Source organism: Maribacter sp. R77961 (assembly GCF_044594925.1).
GTDB lineage: Bacteria > Bacteroidota > Bacteroidia > Flavobacteriales > Flavobacteriaceae > Maribacter.
On sequence record NZ_CP138991.1, the window covers coordinates 3,765,599 to 3,780,793 of the forward strand.

General features: G+C 36.5%; 15 protein-coding genes. 6 read left to right on the forward strand and 9 right to left on the reverse strand.

Features of this window, described 5'->3' with window-relative positions; all coding sequences use genetic code 11:
• Positions 1–362 precede the first annotated feature (362 nt).
• The 9 genes from SJY09_RS16145 to SJY09_RS16185 all read right to left on the reverse strand — a co-directional run bounded on the left by SJY09_RS16145 (position 363) and on the right by SJY09_RS16185 (position 9,313).
• Positions 363–887 (reverse strand): hypothetical protein, encoded by a 525-nt coding sequence (locus SJY09_RS16145; RefSeq protein WP_396636735.1) that lies wholly within the window; start codon positions 885–887, stop codon positions 363–365.
• A gap of 190 nt (positions 888–1,077) precedes the next feature.
• Entirely contained in the window at positions 1,078–1,590 is a 513-nt protein-coding gene (locus SJY09_RS16150) for a hypothetical protein (RefSeq protein WP_396636736.1), read from the reverse strand.
• Positions 1,591–1,810: 220 nt separating this feature from the next.
• Positions 1,811–2,623, reverse strand: coding sequence for a hypothetical protein (locus SJY09_RS16155; RefSeq protein WP_396636737.1), 813 nt, complete (start codon positions 2,621–2,623; stop codon positions 1,811–1,813).
• 229 nt (positions 2,624–2,852) lie between these two features.
• Positions 2,853–3,482, reverse strand: coding sequence for a hypothetical protein (locus SJY09_RS16160; protein WP_396636738.1), 630 nt, complete (start codon positions 3,480–3,482; stop codon positions 2,853–2,855).
• 162 nt (positions 3,483–3,644) lie between these two features.
• A complete protein-coding gene (locus tag SJY09_RS16165) occupies positions 3,645–5,129 on the reverse strand; it encodes a cellulose synthase family protein (RefSeq protein WP_396636739.1) in 1,485 nt (494 codons plus the stop codon).
• A gap of 1 nt (position 5,130) precedes the next feature.
• Positions 5,131–5,820, reverse strand: coding sequence for a glycosyltransferase family 2 protein (locus SJY09_RS16170; protein ID WP_396636740.1), 690 nt, complete (start codon positions 5,818–5,820; stop codon positions 5,131–5,133).
• Positions 5,820–6,305 carry a toxin-antitoxin system YwqK family antitoxin gene (locus tag SJY09_RS16175; protein ID WP_396636741.1) on the reverse strand — a complete coding sequence of 162 codons (486 nt, stop codon included), beginning with the start codon at positions 6,303–6,305 and terminating at the stop codon, positions 5,820–5,822. The genes SJY09_RS16170 and SJY09_RS16175 overlap by 1 nt, the downstream gene beginning before the upstream one ends.
• A 4-nt stretch (positions 6,306–6,309) precedes the next feature.
• The gene (locus SJY09_RS16180; protein ID WP_396636742.1) at positions 6,310–7,890 is read right to left on the reverse strand and encodes a 4Fe-4S binding protein; all 1,581 of its coding nucleotides are present in this window, start codon (positions 7,888–7,890) and stop codon (positions 6,310–6,312) included.
• Positions 7,891–7,966: 76 nt separating this feature from the next.
• Entirely contained in the window at positions 7,967–9,313 is a 1,347-nt protein-coding gene (locus tag SJY09_RS16185) for an NAD(P)/FAD-dependent oxidoreductase (RefSeq protein ID WP_396636743.1), read from the reverse strand.
• Positions 9,314–9,593: 280 nt separating this feature from the next.
• Here SJY09_RS16185 and SJY09_RS16190 point away from each other — a divergent pair, with 280 nt between their 5' ends.
• The 6 genes from SJY09_RS16190 (at position 9,594) to SJY09_RS16215 (ending at position 15,172) form a co-directional block, all read left to right on the forward strand.
• Entirely contained in the window at positions 9,594–10,313 is a 720-nt protein-coding gene (locus SJY09_RS16190; RefSeq protein ID WP_396636744.1) for a DUF547 domain-containing protein, read from the forward strand.
• A gap of 30 nt (positions 10,314–10,343) precedes the next feature.
• Entirely contained in the window at positions 10,344–11,228 is an 885-nt protein-coding gene (locus tag SJY09_RS16195) for a hypothetical protein (RefSeq protein WP_396636745.1), read from the forward strand.
• Between the two features lie 45 nt (positions 11,229–11,273).
• Entirely contained in the window at positions 11,274–12,281 is a 1,008-nt protein-coding gene (locus SJY09_RS16200) for a glycoside hydrolase family 113 (RefSeq protein ID WP_396636746.1), read from the forward strand.
• A complete protein-coding gene (locus SJY09_RS16205) occupies positions 12,278–12,994 on the forward strand; it encodes a hypothetical protein (RefSeq protein WP_396636747.1) in 717 nt (238 codons plus the stop codon). The genes SJY09_RS16200 and SJY09_RS16205 overlap by 4 nt, the downstream gene beginning before the upstream one ends.
• 71 nt (positions 12,995–13,065) lie before the next feature.
• On the forward strand, positions 13,066–14,331 hold the full coding sequence (locus SJY09_RS16210; protein ID WP_396638646.1) for a POTRA domain-containing protein: 1,266 nt from the start codon (positions 13,066–13,068) through the stop codon (positions 14,329–14,331).
• Between the two features lie 157 nt (positions 14,332–14,488).
• Positions 14,489–15,172 carry an acetyltransferase gene (locus SJY09_RS16215; protein WP_396636748.1) on the forward strand — a complete coding sequence of 228 codons (684 nt, stop codon included), beginning with the start codon at positions 14,489–14,491 and terminating at the stop codon, positions 15,170–15,172.
• Positions 15,173–15,195 lie beyond the last annotated feature (23 nt).

A 15,195-nucleotide genomic window follows, 5' to 3' on the forward strand; every position in this document is an offset into this window, starting at 1 on the left:
TTTCAGTAATCTCCAATCCGCTATTCACGAATAATGAAATCAAAACCACGATTAAAAACAAAAATATTAGATTGAAATAAGCCTTTTTCATAGTTTCCTCAAATGGGGCAGAACAATTGTATAAAGGTACCTAGGTACGTTTATACCTATTTTTCCAACAAGATACCAAACTTAAGAGTAGCACCAATAAAAAAGGATAGCGCAGCGCTATCCTTTTTTATTTTTTTAAAAGTGTTACGATTTAGGCTCGTGCCGTCAAGGATTTAAAGAATACAAAACCAAAGCCCCCTTAAAGATGCTTGTAATCACTCGTTTTTTTATTAATTAGTGGCTTGTGCCACGGTTACCATTGTTAGCAATAGTTATTCTTTCACGTTTACTTTTTCCAGATATTTATAATCTCCGTTTTCGTCCTTGATTAGACCATTTTCCAAATCCAGTTCAAAAGTCAATTTTGAATTATTCTCGTTTGACAATTCTCCGTTTATTTCAGTTCTATATGAATTTTCGACTTCAAGTAAATTATAACCAAACTCTAGTCCATCAACAATTAAAGAACTAGAATCAAATCCAAAGTCAAAGGCAACTGCTTTCGATAAATCGTTATTCGCTTTGAACGCCAATACTTCTTCATTGAAATCATTTTTTGAATAAGTCAAATCCACTCCGCCAATATAAATGGTATTTATTGATTCTTCATTTCCATTAATTTCATACACTCTAACAAATTGAACTAGAATTTTAAACTCTTCAATGTTCGAATCAGTTGAGTTTTTAAATGTAAAAAAGTACTCGGTTTCGGGTTTTATATCTTCGTTTTCACAGGATGAAAAACCAGTCAAAGCTATTGAGATAATTACAAAAATGATTTTCTTTATTGTTTTCATCTTATTGTTGTTTAATTATTGCTAACGGTTCGTATAAGATTAGTGCGACTTTGTGCGCGTGGATTTTCCTTTTGGAAAATCCGCCGTAACAAAGTACACACGGTGCTGCAAATTAGAAACTACCCAAGCATTGATTTTATACATTGTTACCAAACGGTTTTTCCATTTTCTGTTTTAGTTCAGTTCATTTTTATCTTAGTGAATCAACCTCTAAATCCATCGTTTGAGTTTTCAATTCGTTGCCTTTATCCTTTTTAGAGTTCTCTAAAATTTCTAATCTAGAATTTAGTTTTTCAATGTCATTAACATGTTCCTTATTTAGAGTTCCCATCCTAATCCACAATGCGAGTATTGCTATTGTCAGAGAAGCTATGGGAACAAATATTTGTACGAAATCTTTTAACCAACTTCTGATTATCTCCTTATTCCGATTGAGATATTTTTTTTCACTCAAGGCACTTAATCCTTCTGAAGGTGTAATGAAAAACCCTTTTCCGTTTATGTCAAAAGCATGAATTTCCTTTGAATTCCCCAATTCCGATATTATCAGGTCTCTATCTCCTTTTCGAGTTCCTAAAATCTCGTCAATTTCCTGGAGCTTGAGTCCGATCCTGTCCGCTCCGTCACCATTATCATCCTTATGAGCGATATATTTTTCCGATAATTTTTTCAATAAAAGATGTCGGCTTAAATTATATCTCATATTTTAACTGTTTGGTAAAGCCTGAGCTAAGAGTAGTGCGGTTTTAGAGCAACGGTTCCCTTGGCGCCACGCCCCGTAGCAAAAGCTTTTTATTTTGTGTTACTTTTTCTTGTCCAAAGCAAAATCCTAAAGATTTTGCGACTACATAAAAATACGCAAACCTTTGAATTAAACACCTTTGCCCTATTTGCTACAGGTATTGTTGGCATTTCGTACTTTTTTATTCAAGTTGCATTTTAGAATTCTTTTTTATTTCTGCTGCTATGTCAGGTCTTTTAACCACAATTAGTTTTGTATATTTTTTTTGTATGAATTGTGCAACCCAATATTTAGAATCTTCCTCAGGTGTTATTCCCAAGTCCATGCTATCAGAATAGTCACTTGACATAAGAAAATGGTCGTTTATATAAAAAAGATATGCGAAATGTTGAATAAATAACGATTCAATGTCAAAAGAAATAACGTCCAGATATTTTATTCTATTTGGATTGTGTATCTCATTGTCGTTTAATAACATATTGTGAAAGAAATTGTAATGCGTGTTGTCATTACATCTTTTTCTGATTTTTTTATATCTATCATCTTTTAATAAAAGGTTAGTAATAGGCATTAAAGATTCTGAATCCTTGATATATTTTGAAATAATCCTGTATTCAGGAATAGTCTCAGTTCCTATTCTCCAATTATCAATTTGCTTAACAATGAAATTGTCAAGACTAAAATTGTCCTGTAAGTAAAGGTTTGTATAGATGTTTATAAAAGTAGAATCAAAGTATTTTCTAATTAATGCGTAGGCATCATTAATCCGTCCCTTTCTCAAAATTTCACTAATGGAATTGATAGTTCCTTTGATGGATGATATTGAGTAAGTATCTAAATTCGTAAAACTCTTTGTTCCCTGAGGCATCCAACTCATAATATAAAAAGACAACGATTCATAGAAATCAGAATAGCCAGTCAATTCTGCGAAAACTTTGTGTTCCGTGTATTCCTTCCCTAACTTATCTTCTATAGTTATATTTCCAAATTCCAATTGTGATGAGATTTTTCAGTATGAATGCCAACGGTTAGTGTATGAAACATAGCGTATAAAAAGACACTAACTTTTCGGATTAACACAGAGCTGAATTTTTATATTTTGTTTTTATCTTTTCTATTTTAAAAGCCAAATTTAAAAATTTGGCGGTCTTTCTAAATATGCACAAACCTTTCGGTTTAGCAATAATTAGCTGTGTTTTATATACTTTGTTGTGTACAGTTTTTTAATTGTTTTCTTGTAATCTTTCATAGTAAAAGTAGTCAGCGTATTGTTCAAGTTTTTGATAAATGATAGTAATTCTATTCTTTAAATTTTCTAGGTCAACTTCAATATTATTCCAAGTATCAACATAAAAATGATTTCCCTCTTTTTTAGTGAAAGGATATCTTGAAAAATCCATTTTATCGTTTTTTTGATTCGGATTTAATGTCGTTGTTAGTTCATTCAGATACTCTCGAAGATTGAAATTGTCTTTTACTATCTCATTTGCTTTTTTTTGTCCATCTAAATCTTTTATTCTCGCTTTCAATACTGAAAACAGTTGGTTTAGGTTGTGAGTTCCGTCTATCTTGATGTCGATTTTCAATAATTCATTTAATGTTAGTGTTAAACCTTTTAAATAAAGTTCAATTCCGTGATTGAAATTCATAAAAATTGGAAATATCAAAATGTCGGCTATTTTCCCTTTGTTTTTGGATAGACATCTGTCACACAAAATTATAGCTGAATCGAAATAACCATCACCAAGATTAAACAAATTCACAATGTCACCACTTTCCATTCTCCAATTCAGAAATGCAATTTTATCAATCACCTCATTTCGTGAAAATATATCTTGAATGTCTTTGTTCATTAATGATTAGTTGGTTTCTCGTCAAATTGTACACAACAATTATATAAACGTACCTTGACACGTTTATACCTATTTTAACAACAAGATACCAAACTTAAGAGTAGCACCAATAAAAAAGGATAGCGCACCGCTATCCTTTTTTATTTTTAAAAGTATTGCAATTTAGGCTCGTGCCGTCAAGGATTTAAAAAATACAAAACCAAAGCCCAGGAACAACATAAAATGGAAGGGGAACAGACCAAAATCGTTCAAGGGTACGGCGCTGTACATTCCAAATAGGAAATAGACCATGAGCGCAAATTCTAGAATCATGTTCGGAGATAGTTTTTTGGCCAAATATTTATTGCCTTTCCAACTTTCCGTGATATTGTTAATATTGAATTTTGGCGTACGTACAAACTCACTTCTTTTGCCCATATGCCCCTCTAGCACCGCAATAGAATTGTGCAGCGAAAAGCCTAAGGCTACGGAGAAAAAGGTAAAGAAGAGTTTAATGTAATCTATGAAGTTGTCAAAACTACTTCCCTGTATGCTCTTATAGGTAAACCAATAGCATACAAAAAGAATAATGGTACTTACGATAAAGAAGCTGGTCGCCTCAAAAACCCATCCTAAATGACCGTACATGTTCTTGATGTAGAGCATAGGAATACTTAAAAGTGCTACGATAAATACACAAAGGAACATAGAGCTGTTCAGTAAATGCATTACCCCGTGAAACTTGGTTTTAAAAGGAATATTCTTTGCGGTAATAACGCTCCAAACGGTTTTTCTAAAGTTCTCCGCACCACCTTTGTTCCAACGGAACTGTTGTGAACGTGCTGCGCTAATTACCACAGGAAGTTCTGCGGGAGTCTCTACATCCTCTAAATATTTAAATTTCCAGTTTTTTAACTGTGCGCGGTAGCTTAAATCCAAATCTTCCGTTAGGGTATCGCCTTCCCAGTTTCCGGCATCTATAATGCAATCTTTTCTCCAGATACCTGCGGTACCATTAAAGTTTATGAAATGCCCTTTGGCGTTACGCCCTACTTGTTCTAAGGTAAAGTGCGCATCCAAAGCAAAAGCTTGTATCCTTGTTAGCGTAGAGTACTCTCTGTTGATATGGCCCCATCGTGTTTGTACCACACCTATTTCTTCGTCCTTAAAATAGACTACTGTTTTCTTTAACCAGTCCGCGGAGGGTAGGAAGTCTGCATCGAATATGGCAATAAAATCTCCCTTCGCTATTTTTAAACCTTCTTTTAAAGCACCTGCTTTAAAACCGGTTCTGTCCGTTCTACAAATATGTTTAATGTCTAATCCCGTCTCCTGTAATGCAGCGATACTTTTGGCCGTAGCTATGACGGTATCATCCGTAGAATCGTCCAACACCTGAATTTCTAACTTGCTTTTTGGGTATTCTATTTTTGCGATGTTCTCTAAAAGTCGCTCCATTACATACTCCTCGTTGTAAACGGGAAGTTGTATGGTAACAAAAGGAATTTCCTTGGGGTCCAGCAAATTAAATTTAGGAGCCGTTTGGTTCTGTCTTTTCTGGCTTAAATAATTCACCAAAAGATTCAATTGGGCAAGGCTATAAAAGAAAATCAATAGCAATGAAATACTGTAAATGGCAATAATGATGTAAGAAATTGTAAGTCCCATATTATTTTATACTGTATTTAAAAATCCAACCCAATATTTTAACGCCTGCAAATATACTACCTTTTACCGTTCCGGACACTTTTGAAACACCAATTCTTTTCTTGTAACGTACTGGTACTTCGGTATATGTCATTTTTTTACGTAAAACTTTCAATTGCATTTCTACCGTCCATCCGTAGGTCTTGTCCTGCATTTCCAATTCCTTGAGCTTTTCGTATTTAATGGCCCTAAAAGGACCTAAATCCGTAAAATTTGCCCTAAAAAACAAACGCATTAAAAAAGTGGCCAACCAGTTTCCAAAAACCTGCTGTGGTGTCATGGACCCTTCTTCTCGTAAACTTTTTCTTCTGGCTCCGACTACAAAATCGATATCATCCTCTAAAATTGGAGCTACCACCTTGTTCAACTCCTCAGGATAATCGGAATAGTCTCCATCGATAAATACGATAATATCGGGTTGTTTGGATTGTTCGGCAACATAATCTAATCCACGAAGGCAGGCATAACCATAACCTTTTCTCTCCTCTGTAAGCACGGTTGCTCCCGCATCTTGGGCATTACCTACCGTATTATCCGTAGAATTATTGTTCACAACTATTACCTCGGATACCGATTTTGGAAGCTCATGAATTACTTTTCCAATGGAATCTGCTTCATTAAAGGCGGGGATGATAACTTTAATTTGGGTCATTACTTTAAATCGGATAAACTGTTCTCTTTTGTAAAATCCCCAAAGCTAGTCCATTCCTTGATTTTTTTTCCATTGCTATATTTTTCGGCCGAAGTCAGTTTTTCGTCCATATATTTAAGGCAGTACCCATTTTTTACACCTTTACTCAATTGGCATTTGTGATTAATACGTCCTTTATTGTCGTAGAACAGCCACCAATTTACTTTTTCGCCATTTTCGTAATGCCCTTCTTGTGTACGCACCCGATGTTGGTCGAAAAAATACCAATAACTATCTCTTTTACCATATTTATAGCTTCCCTGTTCTGAAATTCTTCCGTTTTCATGATAGAATTTCCAGTAGTCCGTAGGCACATTGTAGCGTAACCATCCTTCTGAAGCTAATTTTCCATTGGCATGGTAGGTTTTACTATAGGTCTTGTCCTGAGCGTAGGAAGAACAAACGACCATAAAAAGTACAATTAAGATTAGGGGTCTAGGGAGCATAGTATTATTTTTTATTTACCAATTCCATTAAATCAGGGTCATTTCCTAACAGGACTTGTGTTGGGTTAATACGACCTGCTTCCGGTCCGTTTTCCAGTTTTAATACCCCACGTGGACACACGGCGGAACAAACACCACAACCTACACAACTAGAACGCACTATGTTTTCGCCCTTTTGCGCATAAGCCCTAACATCTATTCCTTGTTCGCAATAGGTAGAACAATTTCCACAGGAGATACACTGACCGCCATTGGTGGTAATTCTAAAACGAGATTTAAAGCGTTGTACAAAGCCTAAATAAGCAGCTAGGGGACAACCAAACCTACACCATACCCTATTTCCGAAAATAGGATAGAATCCCGTACCAATGACTCCGGCGAATACGGAACCTATCAAGAGGCTGTATGTATTCTGTACTCCGGATGTTTTAAGTCCTAGCACGGTGCCCGTTTCGGAAAAGAAGCTATACAAGGTCATTCCCGTCATTACCAGCGCAAACAATAATACCCCGTGAATCAACCAACGCTCTACTTTCCATGAGAAAAGTGATTTACTGGAATGTTGACGGTAAGGGTCGCCTAGGGTTTCGGCAAGTCCGCCACAACCACATACCCATGAGCAGTACCATCTTTTTCCGAAAAAGTAGACCATTACCGGAACGATGACCAAGGTGAGTATAACACCCCAGAACAAAATGAACATGCCAATACCACCGCTATTAATGAGCGATTTTAAGTTCCATTGAAAGAAAAAATCGTAATCTAGGGGAAATGCATTTTTAAAATCATAGTAAGGCATTTGAAGTCTTACCATAATCTCGGGGATTAGAAAGGCGAATACAATCTGAAAGAACAGTACGGAGGTGGTCCGAACTATTTGATAAATATTGTGACGGTATTTGATATACATACGCACGGCCATAACGGTCATGACAACACAGTACATAAAACCATAGACAAACCAGTGTCCTGCAGGATTACCACTTAGGCTTTCACTGATCGGGTCTACTAGATAGGTCCAGTTTACGGCATATTCCGAACGGAAGTAAAGGATAAGGTAAAAACCTACCAGAAAGATAAAAACCAACCAAGCTACCCAACCTTTGTTGGTGCTACTTTGATGATAAATACCATCGTTTTTAATGCCCTTTTGGCCTAATAAAACAACATTGGGGAGTATAAAAAGTAAGGCTCCGATTATTCCCAATCCAAAAGTTAAGAACCACATTAACCCTTTATTCTCAACGATGAAACCACTCCCTGCCTTTTTACCAAGTTGAGCGGCCATGTCGTGCGGTTTGGTGTAAATCACCTTTTTGTACTCCTTGTTCTTTCTATGTTGCGCATTCGCTTTTTCTAGCGCAGCGGTAATTTTAGGTGCAAATGCCAACATTCCATCAAAGGATTGATTGACAACGTTTTTCTCTAAATCAGCTACGAACAAATCACTCTTGATTCCTTTTTCGCTTACAAATGCCTTAAAATCAGTGCTTGATATGGAATAAGTTCCAATGACAGGTAGTGCGGTAAAAATAGCCAGTCCAACTAAAAAAATGACAAGCCCTATGTTCTTTATTGTTTTCATAAAATGGTTGTTCGTTGCTGGTTGTTTGTTGTCGGTTGAATTAGCTATCAACCATCAACTCGCAACCGTCAACAGTTTACGCGTTACTAAAAATTCGTTTCCAACTTTTCTTTTTAGGGTTGATGTTCGTCCCAAATTCAGAGTTGTATTTGGCCACTATCTCGCCCTCGTATTGTTTGTAGAATTCAGGATCAAAATTGGCATCCTTCAAATACTCCATCACATAATCCACGCTCCTTTCTTCTGTAAGCCACTTATCAAATAGCTCATGGCGCATACGTATCCCAAACGTATTTATTCCTAAGAATAATTTAGATTCTTTATGAAAGGCTATGGTGATGCAAATCTTTTCTTTGGCATGGCGCCAGTGAAAATGTTGCTCGTAGTCTTTCATTCCCCGTTCGCTAAATACCCAACCATAGGTTTGATATTCTACATCTAAAAATTTTGCGGAGTTGAACCAATGCCCGGGTTTGTATTCCGTTGGGTTACCGCAAAGTGTTTGTGCTAAAGTTTCACCCATCATCCTTCCGGTGTACCAAACTGCTTCTATAGGTCTTCTGTTGCCAATAGCCTCATGTTGCTCGGCACAATCTCCAATGGCATAGACGTTTTTGGCACTAGTTTCTAGTAAACGGTTCACTTTTACACCACGTCCCAATTCTATATCAGATTCTTTTAGAAAATCTACGTTGGGTGAAACACCGGCAGTTAACCCGACTATATCGCATGGTATGGTATCTCCTTTGTCCGTGACAACGGCCTTTGCTTTTCCATTTTCGTCGGATAAAATTTCAACGAGATTGGTGCCTAATCGTAAATCTATATGATGTTCCAGTATGTGTTCGTTAATCAATGCAGATTCTCCTGCGGGTAGTACGCCGTTCCAGAAACTATCTTCCCGCACCAAAAATGTTACGGGTATTTTACGACTGCGGAGCATTTCGGCCATTTCTATTCCTATAAGTCCGCCACCAACGATAACGGCTCTTTTGCATTGCTCTTTATCTGGGGCAAATTTTTCAAGGTTATCCAAATCCTGTTTGGAGTAAAGCCCTTGTACGCCTTCCAAATCTTGTCCTGGCCATCCAAATTTATTTGGCTTAGAACCCGTGGCGATGACCAATTTATCATAATCGATGGAAGTGCCGTCGGCTAACGCTACTTTGTTTTCGCTGGTATGTACTTGTTTTACATAACCTTTGACCAGTTCAATTCTATTTTTTTTCCAAAACCAGTTTTCATAGGGTTGTGTATGCTCAAACTTCATGTGCCCCATGTAAATGTACATGAGGGCAGTACGTGAGAAAAAATAATCTGTTTCGGCAGAAATGATGGTGATTCGCTTGTCGGAAAGTTTTCTTACGTGACGTGCCACGGTCACTCCCGAAATACCGTTGCCTATAATTACAATATGTTCCATGAATTGGTTTTGTTGGTTGTTGTGTCGTCCCTAAAGGTAATAACTTAACAAAGCATCTTTATTTAGAAAGATTATAAATTTTAGAACGAATGATTTCACAGGTATTCCTAAACACGACAAAAATTATGTCATAAGATTACGTAAATATTTTTGGTTTATATATTAAGGTAACGATGCTATAAACTCTTAAAATATTCACAAAAAAACAGATGGTCTTGTAGGTTTGTTAAAATAGTTTCGACCTAGTGGAAAATGCTAATCAATTTATAAAACAACTAAAATGAAAAATACAATAACCATAATAGCGATAAGCCTATTTTTCTTGATCAGTGCCAACGCTCAAGATTTAAATAGCTATTTCACTAGCACAGATAGTTTCTTAAAAGAACACGTTAATAACGGTCGTGTAAATTATAAAGCGATAAAAAATAATCCTGATGCGCTGGCATCACTTTTAGATAGTGCGAAAGCAATTTCGGTGACTACCTCCGATGCAAAGAATTACCAAGCTTTTTGGATAAACACCTATAACCTATTGGTAATTAATGGTATCGTAAATAACTATCCTTTAAAATCACCTTTGGATGTTGCCGGCTTTTTTGATAAAAAGAAATATGAGGTGGGTGGTGAGAATATAACGCTTAACGATATAGAAAATAAACTACTGAGAGCTAATTTCTCTAAGGACCCCAGATTCCATTTTGTGCTTGTGTGTGCTGGTCTTGGCTGCCCTCCAATTATAGCTAACGCCTATAAACCAAGCACATTGAACTCGCAGTTGAATACGCAGACAAAAAAAGCCCTGAACGACGATAATTTTATTCGTGTGAACAAGAACAAGGTAAAAGTGTCACAAATATTCGAATGGTATACAGGCGATTTTGAGCAAAACGGGTCAGATTTGGTAGACTTTATAAATACGTACAGAACAGAAAAACTTCCGGACAATAGTAAAGTGTCCTACTATCCATATGATTGGACCTTGAACGAGGTCAAATAAAACAATAAACAACAATTTAAATAACTAGTAATGAAATTATTAAAAAGAAATTTATTTCTTGCGGGAGCCCTATTGGCTTTTTTTAACGGAGTTTCGCAAGACAGTTTACAGCAAAAAAGTAATATTCAACAGTACACACCTTCTAAATTAATAGGTAAGGGTCAAGTAGATATCAAATGGTTCAATAACCTTTACACGCAAACGGAAAGTACATTTACCGAAGGTAAGGAGCCAAGACAATCATTTTTTACTTCCACCTTTGAATTTTATACCGGCGTAGGAAGAAACAACAGGGTAAACCTTGGTTTTATTGCCAGGTTACGTTCTAATGTAATCAGCTCTCAGAATGATGAAAGAGGCGCTTTAGATGTGTTTAGCTTCAGTGGTGACGATAATTCCCGTTCAGGTCTAACCGCTTTTGCCCCGTCTATTAAATTTGTACCCTTTGCAGCGGTAAGTAATTTTTCTATCCAAAGTTCCCTGTTTATTCCGTTAATTGATAATGAGACAGAAAACGGCGTTTTTCTAGAGCAGAAAGGGTTTGTTTGGCAAAACCGTTTGTTCTATGATTATACTTTTCCCGGTAACAAATGGCAACTTTTTACAGAGTTGACCACAGAACTTAACTTTGGAGACCAGGAAGAAAGTTTTGCAAACAATAGCTTAAATATAAATCCAGGGGTATTTATCAGTTATTTCCCGAGTTCTAAATTTACGGTTCTTGCTTTGGCCCAACATTCGCAACGATTAGATTTAGGGAACGAATTTGCTCAAGATTTCACCGCTTTAGGAGGAGGGGCTAAATATCAATTAACCAAAGCGCTTAACTTAGAAGTACTATATACTAATTTTGTAAGGGGAAGCAATACGGGTCTTGGAGAGACTTTTAACATAGGATTACGAGGTATTTTTTAAGTAGGACCTTTAAAAAAACCTAAATTAGGAGTCATAATATTCTATATGAGAAAATTAGGACTCCTTTTTATTTGCTGCATACAATTCTCTTGTAACAGTGATGCTCAAGAAAAAATTAATGGGGTAAGCTTTGTAGCTTCTAGAGATAAGGTTAGCCAAGCCCAGGTAAACGAAGTACTTAATATTCATGCGAACAGTGCCGCAGTGATGCCCTTTGGTTTTATGCGGGAAATTAGTAGTCCGGAAATTATTTTTGATACGGATAGGCAATGGTTCGGGGAAACCAGTAAAGGTGCTAAACAATACATAGCCCTTTTGCAGAAGAATGGAATAAAGGTGATGATAAAACCCCAAATATGGGTTTGGAGAGGGGAATTTACGGGAACCATAACAATGGAATCTGAGGAGAATTGGAAAAAATTGGAAAGCGCTTACGATAAGTTCATTTTGAAATATGCAGCCTTGGCAGCGGAAATGGGAGTGCCTATTCTTTGTATAGGTACAGAACTGGAAAAATTTGTCGAAAATAGACCGGATTATTGGTTGCGGCTCATAAAGAAAATACGAGCGGTCTATAAAGGTAAGTTGACGTATGCCGCCAATTGGGATGAATATAAGCGAACACCGTTTTGGAAGGAATTGGATTATATAGGTGTCGATGCCTATTTTCCTTTGTCAGACTCAAAAACACCGACTATAGCCGAATTGCAGAAAGGATGGCAGCCATGGAAAGATAAAATAACTGCGGTAGCCAAAGCAAATGATAGAAAAGTTCTTTTTACGGAGTTTGGTTATCGTAGTATGGACTACACCGCTAAAAAGCCTTGGTTGGTAGCTAATAATGAGGATAATGTGAACTTGGTTGCTCAAGCAAATGCAAAGAAGGCCATTTTTAATGAATTTTGGTCGGAAGATTGGTTTGCAGGGGGATATGTATGGAAATGGTTCATTAAGCATGACGCATCTGGTGGAGCATCGGATAATCGGTTTACACCACAGAACAAGCCAGCACAGGAGGTTATTGGAAGTCATTATAAAGCTTTTAAAAATTGAAAAGACTTATTGCATTATGTTTTGGTTTGGTACTGGCCTGTTCTGACGATTTACCTGATGACAGCACCTTGTCTTCCTATTTAGATGCTAATGAAATTGTCATAGATAATGTAATAGCATGTGCGGCCAGCAATCAAAATGATTCGTTGGTAAGTGTTTTTTTATATCCTAGACCGGGCGTAACCAACATTCAATATTTTGAAGCCTTCGGGGATGATAGCCAAAAAAATGATTTTGAGGCATACGAAAGAAAGGCATTACCTCTATTAGATGTTTTCAATGGTTTTTTAAAAAAGTTTGAAGTAACGATTACGGAAGAGAAATGGGTAATCGTAAGTTTTGAGGAAGATGAAAAGGTACACCTTTCTAACCCCATCCGAATAAAGAACAGTAGCAAGCCTACAGAATATATTGCTACCAATGTAAGTGTGGAGTCTAATACCATTAATCCCCTGATTACTTGGGAGGATGGGCTGTACGATGACACTAAAATATATTTTCAGGTAATAACCGACGCCGATGATACGCTAATTTCAGGCACCTACACTTTCGATAAATTTTTCAGATTTTATGAATTAGAAAATGTCGTGCTGAATATTACGCCAGATACACCAGATGATTTAAAGCCGAACGTCACCTATGGATTTACACTTTTAGCCGTAAGCGAGGATAATTGGGTGAATCTTTTTTCCGTTAAAAATTTTACCCCTTAAAGGTATTCGGGCACCAGCTGTGATACTTTTAAAAAAACTAAACCCTATTTTTGCAGTCAAGTGACAATTTGATGATTTCCAGACCCATACTATATGTTTTGCTCTTATTTTTTTGTGCGATTTTGAGCGCTCAAGAAGGAATAGTTCAGGATATAAAAATCCAAGGCACAAAGCGGACAAAACCTTCTTTTATTAAGAATTTAGTAGAACTAAAGGAAGGCATGGTTTTGGACTCCATTCTCATGGAGAAAGATATGACCCGTCTTAAAAGACTTCCCTCTGTATCACATGCGTATTATCAAGTTTTTCCTGTTAATGAAGGAAATTATACCGTAGTGTATGGTGTAGAAGAAAATTTCACTTTAATTCCTTTTGCGAATCTCTTCAGTTCTGCGAATGATGATTTTGCCTTCAGGGTGGGTCTTCAAGAGTTTAACCTCTTTGGTAAGAATATGACCTTGGGCGGTTTTTATCAGTTTGATGTTTTTAATTCCTATGGATTAAGTTTTAGGGCACCGTACCTCTTCAGTAATAAATTCGGTTTGGCATTTGCCTACAATAGCTTTACCACTCAGGAACCTGTTTTTTTTGATAACGATACCGCAGATTACCGATATAACAATGAAGGATTCGAAGTGTTGGGACTTTACGAGGTAAATTTTAAAAACAGATTGGAGTTAGGGGTAAGTTTCTTTACGGAGAATTATGATTACCTTTTCGGGGCTACCAGTGCAGGCGTTCCACAAGAGCTATCCGTAGACAAGCATCTTTTTAAGCTTATTTATAATTATGATGATATCGCTTATCATTATCAGTATTTATCTGGTTTTAGAAGTAGCCTTAATCTTCAATATGTAGGTAGTACGGACGATAATTTACCAGATTTTTGGATTGGTTTTAACGATTTCTCCTATTACCACAGGGTCGGTAAAAAAGGAAATTGGGCGAGTCGTCTTCGCTTAGGTCTGGCTAGTAACGTAGATACCCCATTTGCTCCTTTTACCGTAGATAATAATTTGAATATAAGAGGGGTTGGAAATACAATTGACAGAGGTACGGGAGCCATTGTTCTGAATACAGAGTATAGGCATACTTTAATTGATAAAGATTGGTTTGTCTTACAGACTAACGTATTTATAGACGGTGGTTCTTGGCGAAATCCAGGGGGTGATTTTGGCGATTTTAGCGATAATCAGAACATAAGAATTTATCCCGGAGCGGGTATACGTTTTATGCACAAAAGAATATTCAATGCTATTTTTAGGATTGATTACGGGTATGGAATAACCAGAGATGCGGATAAAGGTATTGTTTTTGGAATAGGACAGTATTTTTAGTGAATTGAGCTTATTTTCACCATGCTCTTAATCTGTCTTAAGTTTAAGACGCGGATTTTGGCGCGATTTCTTTCCGATTTCTCATTAAGAAGCACTTATCAATAGTGGGATAATAATTTTTTAACTAATTTTAACAAAAAGTTCAATTCCCCCTGTAGTGAACGAAAAAGAAAATATTGAAAATCCTATGCTCATTTTTGGAGCTTCAGGACACGCCAAGGTTGTAATAGATATCGTTGAAAAATCTGTTGCAGGTACTATAATTGGTCTTTTGGATAATTATAAACCAAAAGATGCCGTAGTTTTTGGGTACAAAGTACTTGGTTGCGAAAATGTACTTCCAGAAATATTAAAAAAATATCCGACCTGTAGTATTTTGATTGCAGTTGGAGACAATTGGACACGGTCGGTTATATTTGAAAAAATTATAAAATTAACACCAAAAATTAACTTCGCTTCCGCAATTCATCCAAGTGCTCTTATAGGAAAGGATGTTGAAATAGGAAAAGGTGTTGTTATAATGCCTGGGGCTGTAGTGAATTGTCATAGTAAAATCGGAGATTTTACTATAATAAACACAAGGGCAAGTATTGGTCATGAAGGCATAATGCACAAGTTTTCTAGTTTAGCTTCCAATGTTACCTTGGGGGGCAATGTGGAAATAGGTGCTTATTCTGCTATTTCTATAAGTGCAACTATACTACATGGAAAGAAAATAGGTACGCATACTATTGTTGGGGCTAGTTCTCTCATAACTAAAGATTGTATGGAACTTTCAGTTTTTTACGGAAATCCTGCAAGAAAAATACGGGTGCGAAAAGTAGGAGATGTTTATCTTTAATTTTCTAAGCCTTATCTGAGAAA